General features: G+C 73.9%; 10 protein-coding genes. 5 read left to right on the top strand and 5 right to left on the bottom strand.

Annotation, left to right across the window (positions count from 1 at the left end):
* Positions 1-237 precede the first annotated feature (237 nt).
* On the bottom strand, positions 238-1,383 hold the full coding sequence (locus ACFYXC_RS12435) for an acetyl-CoA acetyltransferase (RefSeq protein ID WP_389549956.1): 1,146 nt from the start codon (positions 1,381-1,383) through the stop codon (positions 238-240).
* 151 nt (positions 1,384-1,534) lie between these two features.
* Here ACFYXC_RS12435 and ACFYXC_RS12430 point away from each other — a divergent pair, with 151 nt between their 5' ends.
* The gene (locus ACFYXC_RS12430) at positions 1,535-2,719 is read left to right on the top strand and encodes an acyl-CoA dehydrogenase family protein (protein WP_389549953.1); all 1,185 of its coding nucleotides are present in this window, start codon (positions 1,535-1,537) and stop codon (positions 2,717-2,719) included.
* Positions 2,716-3,219, top strand: a complete 504-nt coding sequence (locus ACFYXC_RS12425; protein WP_389549950.1) for a nitroreductase family deazaflavin-dependent oxidoreductase — start codon at positions 2,716-2,718, stop codon at positions 3,217-3,219. Before ACFYXC_RS12430 ends, ACFYXC_RS12425 begins: the two co-directional genes overlap by 4 nt.
* Positions 3,220-3,307: 88 nt before the next feature.
* On the opposite strand, the gene ACFYXC_RS12420 is transcribed toward ACFYXC_RS12425, so the two are convergent.
* Positions 3,308-3,943 carry a TetR family transcriptional regulator gene (locus ACFYXC_RS12420; RefSeq protein WP_388913581.1) on the bottom strand — a complete coding sequence of 212 codons (636 nt, stop codon included), beginning with the start codon at positions 3,941-3,943 and terminating at the stop codon, positions 3,308-3,310.
* A gap of 136 nt (positions 3,944-4,079) precedes the next feature.
* Here ACFYXC_RS12420 and ACFYXC_RS12415 point away from each other — a divergent pair, with 136 nt between their 5' ends.
* Entirely contained in the window at positions 4,080-4,844 is a 765-nt protein-coding gene (locus ACFYXC_RS12415) for a VOC family protein (protein WP_388913332.1), read from the top strand.
* A 308-nt stretch (positions 4,845-5,152) separates the two neighbouring features.
* Positions 5,153-7,528: a PQQ-binding-like beta-propeller repeat protein gene (locus ACFYXC_RS12410; protein ID WP_389549947.1), complete on the top strand. Its 2,376-nt coding sequence runs from the start codon at positions 5,153-5,155 to the stop codon at positions 7,526-7,528.
* Positions 7,529-7,586: 58 nt separating this feature from the next.
* On the opposite strand, the gene ACFYXC_RS12405 is transcribed toward ACFYXC_RS12410, so the two are convergent.
* From ACFYXC_RS12405 to ACFYXC_RS12395, 3 genes are all read right to left on the bottom strand, one after another.
* Positions 7,587-8,357, bottom strand: a complete 771-nt coding sequence (locus tag ACFYXC_RS12405; RefSeq protein WP_389549944.1) for an enoyl-CoA hydratase/isomerase family protein — start codon at positions 8,355-8,357, stop codon at positions 7,587-7,589.
* Complete coding sequence (locus ACFYXC_RS12400) at positions 8,354-8,779, bottom strand: Zn-ribbon domain-containing OB-fold protein (protein ID WP_389549941.1); 426 nt, start codon at positions 8,777-8,779, stop codon at positions 8,354-8,356. The genes ACFYXC_RS12405 and ACFYXC_RS12400 overlap by 4 nt, the downstream gene beginning before the upstream one ends.
* A 62-nt stretch (positions 8,780-8,841) precedes the next feature.
* The gene (locus tag ACFYXC_RS12395; protein WP_389549939.1) at positions 8,842-10,011 is read right to left on the bottom strand and encodes a lipid-transfer protein; all 1,170 of its coding nucleotides are present in this window, start codon (positions 10,009-10,011) and stop codon (positions 8,842-8,844) included.
* A 122-nt stretch (positions 10,012-10,133) separates the two neighbouring features.
* On the opposite strand from ACFYXC_RS12395, the gene ACFYXC_RS12390 reads away from it, so the two are divergent.
* Positions 10,134-11,756 carry a FadD3 family acyl-CoA ligase gene (locus ACFYXC_RS12390; protein ID WP_389549936.1) on the top strand — a complete coding sequence of 541 codons (1,623 nt, stop codon included), beginning with the start codon at positions 10,134-10,136 and terminating at the stop codon, positions 11,754-11,756.
* Positions 11,757-11,792 lie beyond the last annotated feature (36 nt).

The raw sequence follows: 11,792 nt of genomic DNA, 5'->3' as shown, positions 1-11,792 counted from the left end.
CTGCCGGAAGGCGGGTGGGAGTCGTCGTACGCTGCGACCACACATCCCACCCCACCCCCTCACCACCGGACCGCCCCGTAAGGGGCGCGGGGAACTGCGCGAGCAACCCACGGCGGCCGGCAGCCGACAACGCGCCGAAACCCTCACTTCCTCAGGGGCGCGGGGAACTGCGCGAGCGGCCCACGGCGGCCGGTGGTCGGCAGCGGGCCGCAACCCCCACCCCCCGGCGGGGAGCGGCTACCGGCCCAGTACCAGCGTTGCCGACGAGCAGAACCAACCCCCCGTGCCCGACGCCACCGCCAGCGCCGGCCCCCGGCCGTCGGGGCGGTGGACCTGGCGGGCCCCGGCCTCCCCCCGCAGCTGCCGCACCGCCTCGACGAGCAGGAACAACCCCCGCATCCCGGGGTGCTGCGCCGACAGCCCACCCCCGTCCGTGTTGACCGGCAACCGCCCCTCCGTCACGAACGCCCCGCCCTCCCCCTTCCCGCAGAAGCCGAGGTCCTCCAGCGTCACGAGCGTCATGTACGTGAAGGCGTCGTACACCTCCGCCACGTCCACGTCCCGCGGTTCCACCCCCGCCCGGGCGAACGCGATCCGGCCGCTCACCGCCGCGGGCGACACCGTGAAGTCCGGCCACTCGGACATCGTCGTGTGCGAGACGTGCTCACCGGTGCCGAGGACCCAGACGGGAGGCGTACGGCAGTCCCGTACGTACTCCTCCGCCGCCAGCAGCACCGCCGCCCCGCCGTCGGACCGCACGCAGCAGTGCAGCTTGGTGAAGGGGTCCGCGATCATCGGGCCCGACAGCACGTCGTCGACGGTGACCGGCTCGCGGAACATCGCGTCCGGGTTGCGCGCCGCGTTCGCCCGCGCCCGCACCGCCACCGACGCCAACTGCTCGACCGTGGTGCCGTATTCGTGCATGTGGCGGCGTGCGGCCATCGCGTACTTGGCGATCAGCGTGTGACCGTACGGCACCTCGAACTGCAGCGGCCCGCGCGCTCCGAACGACAGGTCGCCCGTGCGGCGCCCCGCCCTGATGTCCGCGCGGGCGGTGGACCCGTACGCCAGCAGGACCACGTCGGCGTGGCCCGCGGCGATCGCGTCCGCCGCGTGGGCCGCCATGACCTCCCACGTCGACCCCCCGACGGAGGTCGAGTCGACCCAGGTCGGCCGCAGACCGAGGTACTCCGCCACCTCGGCCGGTGCCAGGGTGCCGAGGCCCGCCGAGGCGAAGCCGTCGATCACCGACCGGTCCAGGCCCGAGTCGGCCAGGGCCCGGCGGGCGGCCTGGGCGTGCAGCGCGTACGGCGTCACCCCGTCCAGGCGTCCGCAGTCCGCGAGGGCCACACCGACGACCGCCACCTTGCGCCCCTGAGTCATAGAAACTGACGGTACATCAGATGGTGGCGGACGGCGCCGGGGTGTCGTGGCGTCCGGGGCCTGTGCATCTGCCGGTTGCCGCTCTAACATGACGGCCCGTCAGATCAGGGACCGGCCGTCGGGGACACCCGGCCCGGGGAGGAGCCCGCCGATGGACGCCACCTTCACCGCGGAACAGGACGACATCCGCCGCACCCTGCGTGAGCTGCTCCTCAAGCGGTGCGGCCCGGAGGACGTCAGGGCCGCCGTACGGACCGCGGACGGCCACGACCCCGCGCTCTGGGAGTCACTGGCCCAGCAGCTCGGCCTCCCCGGGCTCGCACTCCCCGAGGTGTACGGGGGAGCGGGGTGCACCACGACCGAACTCGCCCTGGCCGCGGAGGAACTGGGGCGCGCCCTCGCGCCCTCGCCGCTCCTCGCGACCGCCGTCCTGAGCGCACCGGTCGTGCTCGCTCTCGGCAGCCCGGACCAGCGGGCCGCGCTGCTGCCCCGTATCGCCTCCGGCGGCCTCACGGCCGCTCTCGCCGTGCCGGGTGCCGGGCTGACCACCGCGCTCGGGCTCACCGGCGACAACCGGGGGGAGTGGGCGGGCGGCGGGCGCTCGGGCGGCGTACAGGCGCGGCGGGCCGACGGCGGATGGCGGCTGTACGGGCAGGCCGACCAGGTGCTCGACGGGCACAGCGCGGACCTGCTGGTCGTCGCCGCGCACACCGGGGGCTTCGCCCGCTCACGCACCCTCTTCTTCCTGGTCGGGGACGGGGCGACGCGCGTACGGCAGACCTCCCTCGACGAGACGCGGCCGCGGGCCCGCGTGCAGTTCCGGGAGACCGGTGCCGAGGTGCTGGGCGACGAGGAGGGCGCCGAGGTCGCCCGCGTGCTCGCCGCCGTGGGGGACCGGGCCGCGGCCGTCCTCGCCGCGGAGGCCGTCGGCGCCGCCGACCGCGTACTGGAACGGACCGTGGAGTACGTCAAGCGGCGCGAGCAGTTCGGGCGGGCCATCGGGTCGTTCCAGGCGGTGCAGCACCGCCTGGCCGACCTGTACGTACAGGTCCAGGCCGCGCGTTCGGCCGCCTGCTACGCGGCCTGGGCGGCCGCCGAGGGCAGGGAGAGAGCGGGCGGGCTCGCGCTCGCGCAGGCCCTGGAGGCGCTGCGCACCACCGCGTCCGACGCCGTCCAGCTGCACGGCGGGATCGGGTTCACCTGGGAGCACGAGGCGCACCTGTACTTCAAACGGGCGGCCGGCGACGAGCTGCTCTTCGGCCCCGTGCACCGGTTGCGCGCGCACGCGGCCGAGGAGGCCCGGCTGTTCGGCGGCGGGGAGGTGGCCGTCCGATGACCCCGCCCGCCCCGAACCCGGGTGTGCGGCTGGTGCGGCGGGTGTCCTCGACGCGGGGCTTCGCGAAGGTCGCACCCCGTGTCGTGCCGGCCCTCGACCGTGCCGTGCACCGGCTCACCGGCGGAAAGGTGCTGCTCAGCGCCCAGCTGCTGCCCGGTGTCGTCCTCACGGCGCGGGGCGCGCGGAGCGGGCTGCCCAGGCGTACGCCGCTCGCCTGCCTGCCTCAGGAGCGAACGGGCGAGGGGGCGCCCGGGAGCTGGGTGGTGGCCGGGTCCAACTTCGGGCGCGAGGACCATCCCGCCTGGACCGGCAACCTGCTCGCCCACCCCGAGGCGGTGATCAACTGGAAGGGCCGGGACGTCCCGGTGACCGCCCGGCTGCTGCGCGGCGCGGAACGGGACGCGGCGTGGCGGGCGCTGCTGGAGTTCTGGCCGCCGTACGCGACGTACCAGGCACGGGTGGACCGGGAGATCCGGCTGTTCCGGCTCGTACGGAGGTGAGGGGGTACGGGGAAGCGACAAGCGGCAGCCCACCGAGGTGAACTGCCGCCTGTGTGACAGGACGTGTGCCCGAGGACGTGCGTGCGAGTTACCTCGTCGGCTTCCTGCCGGTCACGCCCAGGTGCACCAACAGCGCCAGGTTCGGCCTGAGTTCGGCCTGCTTGACGCCCCAGGTCTGGAAGCCCTTCTGGTGCGAGGCCACCGCCGCGAGCATCGCCACGAGGGAACCCGCCATGGCCGCGGGGTTGACGTCCTTGTCGACCTTGCCCTTCGCCTGGAGCTCCTTGACCGTGTCGGTGAGGGAGTTGTTCACGGAGTTCAGGATCTTCATGCGGATCTTGTAGAAGCGTTTGTCGCCCTCGGCGGCGCCCAGGTCGACGACGCGGAGGATGGCGTCGTTTTTGCGCCAGAACTCCAGGAACCCGTCCACGAGTTCCTGCGAGGTCTGCCAGCCGGCCTTGCCCACCCAGGAGCGTCCTTCGAGGAGTTCGGTCAGCCCCGCGCCCTCCGCCGCCATGCGCTCGGCGATCTCCAGGACGGCCCCCTCGACGTCCGGGAAGTACTGGTAGAAGGTCGCCGGTGAGGTGCCCGCCTTCCGCGCGACGTCGATGACTTTGACGTCGCGGTAGGGCGAGGAGCTGAGCATCTCGCTGAGGCAGTCGAGCAGCTTCTGCCGCGTCGCCTGCCCGCGCCGACCGGCCACACGGCCGTCGACGGTACGCACTTGTCCTGTCATGCCGTCAGCTTACCGAGGGGTGATCGGAGCGCTATTCGGCCGACTGCAAATGGGGTGCGGGGACCCACGGGGCGGGCGGGGCGCCCGCTCTGCGGGATGCGGGGAACACCGCTAGCTTGGCCGCATGGCTGGATCTGAAGGCTCTGCCGCGTTCGTCGAGGGCGTCCCCTGCTGGATCGACGCCCAGCTCCCGGACGTCGAGGCGGGCAGGCGTTTCTACGGGGGACTCTTCGGGTGGACCTTCGAGCCGTCCGAGGAGGGGCAGGGGGCGGACGGCCCGTACGCGGGTGCCGTACGGGCGTATCTGGAGGGCGAACCCGTCGCGGCCCTGGTGCCGAAGCGGGACGGCCGGATGCCCACCGTGTGGACGGTCTACTTCGCCACGCCGGACGCCCGGGACATGGCCGACCGGATCCGCAAGGGAGGCGGCCAGATCGTCACGGCACCCGTGCCGGTGGGCCCGTACGGGACCGGCGCCCTCGCCGCCGACCCCGAGGACGCGGTGTTCGGACTCTGGCAGGCCGGTACGCATCCCGGTTTCGGCGCACGGCGCGGACCGGGCACCTTCAGCTGGGTCGAGCTGTACGCGCGGGACACCGCGACCGCCGACGCCTTCTACCCCGGCCTGTTCCGCGAGGCCCTCCTCGGGCCCGGCGTCCCCCGGGAATTCGGCCGCGCCCCGGTCACCGACGTCTTCCCCGCCGAGATGCCGCCCCACTTCCTCGTGCACTTCGGCGTGCGGGACTGCGAGGCCGTACTCACCGAGGTGACCCGGCTCGGCGGCCGGGTCCGGACGCCGCCCTTCGACGCGTCGTACGGGCGGGTGGCCGTCGTCAGTGACGATCAGGGCGCGTCCTTCGCGCTCCTCCAGCGCCGGGAAGCCGCCTGAGGCCGGAATTTCAGGTTTCTCCGCCGTGGAAACGGGCGATGCTCCAGGGCTGAAACCCGTACGACATGCTCTGAAAGGCGCCGAAAAAGTACCGGCCGACGGCGGAAAGCAAGGCGGCACTGAGATGTTTGCCCGGTAATGGCGGTAGACATCCCGAATCGGTCCCGGGTTCGCAACCGGAGCCTCGGCCAGGAAGAATCGGGGTGCGTGCCGCCGGATCGGTTCGGTGGTGAGACGCTGCGCAGTGGCCGGAGCTGCGGCAGGAGCGGTGGCTGGAAGCGCGGCCGCGTACGGGGAGGTGCAGGCAAGTGGTGGATCAGCTGACACAGCACGATCCGCGGCGGATCGGGCCGTTCGAGGTGCTGGGACGGCTGGGCGCCGGCGGCATGGGGCTGGTCTATCTCGCGCGCTCGGCCTCGGGCCGGCGGGTGGCGATCAAGACGGTCAGGACCGAGCTCGCCGAGGACCAGCTGTTCCGCGTCCGCTTCTCGCGCGAGGTCGAGGCGGCCCGTGCCGTGTCCGGCTTCTACACGGCCGCCGTGGTCGACGCCGACGCGCGTGCCGCCGTGCCCTGGCTGGCCACCGCGTACGTGCCGGCGCCCTCCCTCGAAGAGATAGTGACCGAGTGCGGGCCGCTGCCGGCCCAGGCGGTCCGCTGGCTCGCGGCGGGTGTCGCCGAGGCGCTGCAGTCCATCCACGGCGCCGGTCTCGTCCACCGCGACCTGAAGCCGTCGAACGTCCTCGTCGTCGAGGACGGGCCGCGCGTCATCGACTTCGGTATCGCCTCCGGGGTGTCGAACACCCGTCTGACGATGACGAACGTCGCCGTCGGTACTCCCGCGTACATGTCACCCGAGCAGGCGAAGGACTCCCGCAGTGTGACCGGCGCGAGCGATGTCTTCTCGCTCGCCTCGATGCTCGTCTTCGCCGCCACCGGTCATGCGCCCTACCACGGCGCGAACCCCGTCGAGACCGTCTTCATGCTGCTCAGGGAGGGCCCGAACCTCGAAGGGCTCCCGGACGAGCTGCGCCCGCTGATCGAGTCCTGCATGCAGATGGACGCGACGGCCCGCCCCAACCCGGCGGACCTCCAGGCCCAGCTGGCCCCCCACCTCTTCGGCTCCGGCTCCGACGACAGCGGTACGGCGTCCGCGTGGCTGCCCGAGCGGGCCGTCAGCCTGATCGAGACGCGGCGCGGCGGCCGGGCGGCCCCGAAGCCGCCGTCCGGGCGCAGCGGCGGACGCGGGGCGGCCGTGGTGCCGCCCCCGCCGCCCCACGACCCGCCCATGCCGCCCAGGCCCGCCGTGCCGGTCGGCGCGGGCGTCGGCCGGCACGGGGGCGCGCCCGACGCCGGTCCCGTACGCCTCGCCGGCGCCCAGGTGCCGATCGGGCCCGGCCCGCGCGTCGCCGACGCCCGCGCGGCCGCCGTGAAGGCGCCTCCCCCGGAGGCCGGGCTCGCGGCCTCCTGGTCCCGGCCGCGGCCCGGCGTGAACGGCGCGGACTCGGCGGGGCCCGGTCCCGTCCCCGTACCCGCGCCCGCCGCGGGGCCGGACGGCGCGGCCTGGCGGCCGTGGCGGTTCCGTATGTCGAACGACGTGTGGGGGACGCCGGCCGTCGCCGGTGACCTGGTCTACGTCACCTCCTTCGAGGTGCACGCGCTCGACGTGGCCACCGGGCGGCGCCGTTTCAAGACGCGGGACGTCGCCTGGTCGATGGCGGTCGCCGGGGGCCGCGTGCACGCCTCGGACGGACCGACCCTCTTCGCCCTGGACGCCCGCGAGGGCACCGATCTGTGGCGGCTGCCGACCGACGCGTGGGTGTACTCGCTCAAGGCCGACCGCGGCACCGTCGTCACCGGCACCCGGGGCGGCGGCGTACAGGCGTGGGAGGCCGCCAACGGGCAGAAGCTCTGGGAGATCACCGGCGCGCAGACCGACTTCGAGTCGCCCGAGGCGGGCCCCGCGGTCCACGACGGCACGGTGTACGTCTGGAAGGACGCCCGGCTGCGTGCCCTGGAGGCCCGTACGGGTGAGGAGCGCTGGTCGTACCCCATCGGCGACGCGGCCTCCTGCGGCGGGGTGCCCGTGCGGATCACCCAGGCCGACGACGGGTACGTGTACGTGTCGGCCGGGACGCGCGTCCTCGCCATCGATGTCGCCGGGGGGCACGTCCGCTGGCACTTCGAGGCGCCCGCGGTCTTCCTCAGCCCGCCGACCTTCGCGCCGGGGCCGGCCGTCACGGGCGGCGGGGTGTACCTGGCCGACTACCTCGGCACGGTGTACGCGCTCGACGCCACGGACGGCCGTGACCGCTGGCGCATCGCGACCGAGGCCCGCTCGTCCATCGACCCGGTGCTCGTGTCGGCCGGGCACGTCCATGTGGGCAGCGGCAAGGGGCTCTACACCCTGGACGCGGTCACCGGCACGCCGAAGTGGCGCTTCCAGGCGGGGGGCGACCTGGTGGGCGCGCCGGCGGTGGCGGACGGACGGATCCACTTCGGCTCGACGGACCACCTGCTCTACACCCTGAAGGCGGACGACGGCCGCCTGCGCTGGAAGCTCGCCACCGGGGGTGAGATCACGGGCTCCCCGGTCGTCAAGGACGGGGTGGTGTACGCGTGCAGCAAGGACCGCTGCGTGTACGCGCTGGACGCGGAGAAGGGCACGGGGACCGCCCGTTCCTGACCGGGGCGTCCCCCAGGCAGGGGCCCGCCGGAGCCCCCGAGGACGGGGGCGGAGGAGGTCAGCGGGTCCGGAAGCGCGTGCCGCGTGCCGCGAACAGCTTCGCCTGCCCCTCGGTGGGCAGGTTGCCGAGTGCGACCAGGTGCGGGGCCTGCGAGAGGGCCGCCGACCGGGTGGCCTCCTGGGCCGACCAGAGGGCGCGGACCGTTCCCTGCACGGCCGCGGGCGGGTAGGACGCGATGACCGCCGCGCAGCGGACCGCCGCCTCGGCCGACCGCCCCCGTGCCGTCACCTCCGACACCAGCCCCACCTCGTACGCCCGCCGCGCGGAGACCCGTTCGGCCGTTCCCATCAGTGCCATCCGGGCCACCTCCCCGAACGGCGCCCGCTGCGCCAGGTGGACCGACTCGTACGCGCTGACCATGCCGTACGTCGTGTGCGGGTCGAAGAACGTGGCCGACTCGTCGGCGATCACGAAGTCCGCCTCGCCCAGCAGATAGAACGCGCCGCCGCACGCCATCCCGTTCACCGCGGCGATCACCGGCTTCCACAGGCCGGCCGCCTTCGGCCCGATCCCGATCAGCGGATCGTCCAGCATGTACGGCGAAAAGGGCTGCGGCACCTCGGCGTCGCGGTCCAGGCCCGTGGAGAAGGCCCGCTCGCCCGCACCGGTGAGGACGACGGCCCGTACGGAGTCGTCGAACCGGAACCCGCGCCAGGCGGACGCGAGTTCGGCGGCCGTGGCGAGGTCGACGGCGTTCAGCCGCTCCGGCCGGTCGAGCGTGACGACCGCGACGCCCGTCCGGTCGTCGGCGTCGATCCGCACCGTCATGGCCGCTCCAGCGTCCAGCGGGGCAGCCGGACGTCCCCGGCCGTGGGGAACACCACCTGCACCCTCGCCCCGATGCGGATCCGCTCCCGCGGGACCGAGCCGAGCGGGGCGTCGGGGCCGCTGACGAGGTTGCCCACGAGCCGGATACGCGGTGCCTCCGCCAGCTCGACCACGATCACGTCGTACGGGGCCAGGGCCGCGTAGTCCGGCAGCAGCGGCGGGTGCGCGATCACGTACGACCAGACGCGTCCTCTGCCGCTCGTCTGGCGCCACTCGCTGTCGAAGGAGTGGCAGTGCGGGCAGCAGGGCCGGGGCGGGAACCGCAGTTCGCCGCAGCCGGCGCATGCCTGGACGCGCAGTTCACCCCGGGCGGCGTACTCCCAGAAGGGCGCGCCGTCGTCGTCCACGACAGGTGTGAGCATGGGTCCCCTCTCTGATGCTTCGTCGGTCCGGTGCTTCGGGGCTCCGGTACGGGCCCGTGGGGTCAGGCGCGCAGGAGCAGGGCCGACGTCGGGACCCCCTCGCCCGCCGTGACCAGGCAGGTGGCCGCGCCGGGCACCTGCGCGGTGCTGGTCCCCCGGAGTTGTCTGACGCCTTCGTCGATGAGGTTGAAGCCGTGGACGTACGCCTCCGAGAGCCCGCCGCCGGCCGTGTTCAGCGGCAGCCGGCCGCCGATCTCCAGGGCGCCCCCTTCGGTGAACGCGCCGCCCTCGCCCCGGCCGCAGAAGCCGTAGCCCTCCAGGGAGAGCGGTACGAGGGACGTGAACGCGTCGTAGATCTGGGCGACGTCGACGTCCTCCGGAGTGAGGTCGGCGTGCTTCCAGAGGTGGCGGGCCGCCGTCCAGGCGGGACCGGTCAGCGGGTCGTCGTTCCAGTAGTTGACCATCCCGTGGTGCTGGGCGGGCAGGCCCTGGGCGGCCGCGTGGATGTACACGGGCCGGTGCCGGCAGTCGCGGGCCCGCTCGGCGGAGACGACGACGCACGCCAGCGCGCCGTCCGTCTCCAGGCAGTTGTCGAAGAGGCAGAGGGGTTCGCTGATCCACCGCGCGTTCATGTACATGTCCCGGGTGAGCGGCCTGTCGTACATCATCGCCGCGGGGTTCTGGTTGGCCCGGTTGCGGCAGGCGAGGGCGACGTTGAAGAGGTGGTCGCGGGTCGCCCCGTACTCGTGCAGGTAGCGGCGGGTCAGCATGGCGATCTCGTCGGCGGGACGCAGCAGGCCGAAGGGCCGGGTCCACTGGGCGGGGGTGGGGAGCTGGACCGTGGTGTTCTGCCACGGTCTCGGCCCGCTGCCCCGCTTGCGGGACCGCCAAGCGACCCCGACCGTCGCCTGCCCGGTGGCCACGGCGCCCGCCAGGTGCGCGACGGTGGCGCACGAACCGCCGCCCCCGAAGCCGACCTTGCTGAAGAAGGTGAGGTCGCCGAGGCCGACGGCCTTGGCGACCTCGACCTCGTCGGTCTCCTCCATGGTGTACGAGGCCAGCGCGTCGACCTCGGCGGGGGAGATCCCCGCGTCGTCGAGGGCGGCCAGGATCGCCCGGCACGCCAGGGTCCGTTCACTGTCGGGGAGGTGCTTGGCGAAGGGTGTCCGGCCGATCCCGACGACGGCGGTGGCGTCCTTGAGTCCCGCCGCCCCTGTGCCTGCGCCCGCCATGGACACACCTCCACCCCGGCCCGGCAATGCTGACAGAGCGTCAGGCTACCGCTAATCTGACGGGTAGTCAGCTAGTGGCGGACCGGCCGGTTCCCGGCCGGCCGGCGGTGGGGAGGCCCGCTGTGCGCGGTGACCTGGAGTGGGGCACGATCCCCGGGCTCGTACGGTCGGCGGCCGAGCGGTACGCGGACGTGGAGGCGGTCGTCGAGGGCCGCGCACGCGTCACGTACGCGGAGCTGGGCGCCCGGGTGGAACGCGCCGCGGCGGCCTGCGTCGCGAACGGCGTGGCACCCGGCGACCGGGTGGCCGTCTGGGCGCCCAACACCCTGGACTGGATCGTCTCCTCGCTCGGCGCGGTGTCGGCGGGCGCGGTCCTCGTCCCGCTGAACACCCGCTTCAAGGGGGCGGAGGCGGCGTACGTCCTGTCCCGCAGCCGGGCGAAACTGCTGTTCGTGACGGGCACGTTCCTCGGGACGTCCTACGTGGCGGCACTGCGGCGGGCCTGCGCCGAGGAGCCGGCCGACGACGCGAACCGTCTCCCGGGCCCCCGCCCCCTCCCGGGTCTTCCGCACCTGGAGCAGGTGGTGGTCCTGTCCGACGACGCCCCCGCCGGCTTCCGCACCTGGAGGGACTTCCTCGCGAGCGGGGACGCGGTGGAGGCGGCCCGGGTGCGGGCACGGACCTCGGCGCTCACCGCCTCCGACCCCTCGGACATCATCTTCACCTCGGGCACGACGGGCCGCCCCAAGGGCGCCGTGATCACCCACGCGCAGACCCTGCGGGCGTACGACGTCTGGTGCGAGCTGGCGGGACTGCGCGAGGGCGACCGCTATCTGATCGTGAACCCCTTCTTCCACACCTTCGGCTACAAGGCGGGCGTGATCGCCTGCCTCATGCGGGGCGCGACGATGATCCCGCAGCCGGTCTTCACCGTGGACACCGTCCTCGCGAACGTGGCCTCGGAACGCGTCTCGGTGCTCCCCGGACCGCCCACCCTCCACCAGTCCCTCCTGGACCACCCCGGCCGGGACGCGTACGACCTCTCCGCGCTGCGCCTGGTCGTGACGGGCGCGGCCGTCGTGCCGCTGCGCCTGGTGGAGCGGCTGCGGACGGAACTGGGCGTGGGCACGGTCCTCACCGCCTACGGCCTCTCCGAGGCGAGCGGCATCGTCACCATGTGCCGCCGGGGCGACGACCCCGACGTCATCGCGGCCACCTCGGGCCGGGCGATCCCCGGCACCGAGGTGAAGGTGGTGGACCCCGAGGGGACGGCGGTCGCCCCGGGCACCCCGGGCGAGGTCCTGGTCCGCGGCTTCACCCTGATGCGCGGCTACTACGAGGACGCCCCCGCCACCTCGGAGGCGATGACCCCGGACGGCTGGCTCCGCACGGGCGACATCGGCGTCCTGGACGAGGCCGGCAACCTCCGGATCACCGACCGCATCAAGGACATGTTCGTCGTCGGCGGCTTCAACGCCTACCCGGCGGAGATAGAACAGCTCCTGGGCCTCCACCCCGGCGTCGCGGACGTGGCCGTGGTCGGCGTCCCGGACGCGCGGCTCGGCGAGGTCGGCAGGGCCTACGTCGTACGACGGCCGGACGCGGCGCTCACCGGCGACGACCTGATCGCCTGGGCGCGCCGCGAGATGGCCAACTACAAGGTGCCGAGGACGGTGGAGTTCGTCGGAGCGCTGCCGCGCAACGCGAGCGGCAAAGTGGTGAAGGGGGAGCTGCGGTGGCGGTGAGGCGGCGCCTCACCGCCACCCGCGCCCCCGCCCCTC

This window comes from Streptomyces sp. NPDC002701 (assembly GCF_042889045.1).
Taxonomy (GTDB): domain Bacteria; phylum Actinomycetota; class Actinomycetes; order Streptomycetales; family Streptomycetaceae; genus Streptomyces.
The sequence above is the reverse complement of the archived record's forward strand: the minus strand, read 5'-3'. Positions and strand labels throughout refer to the sequence as shown.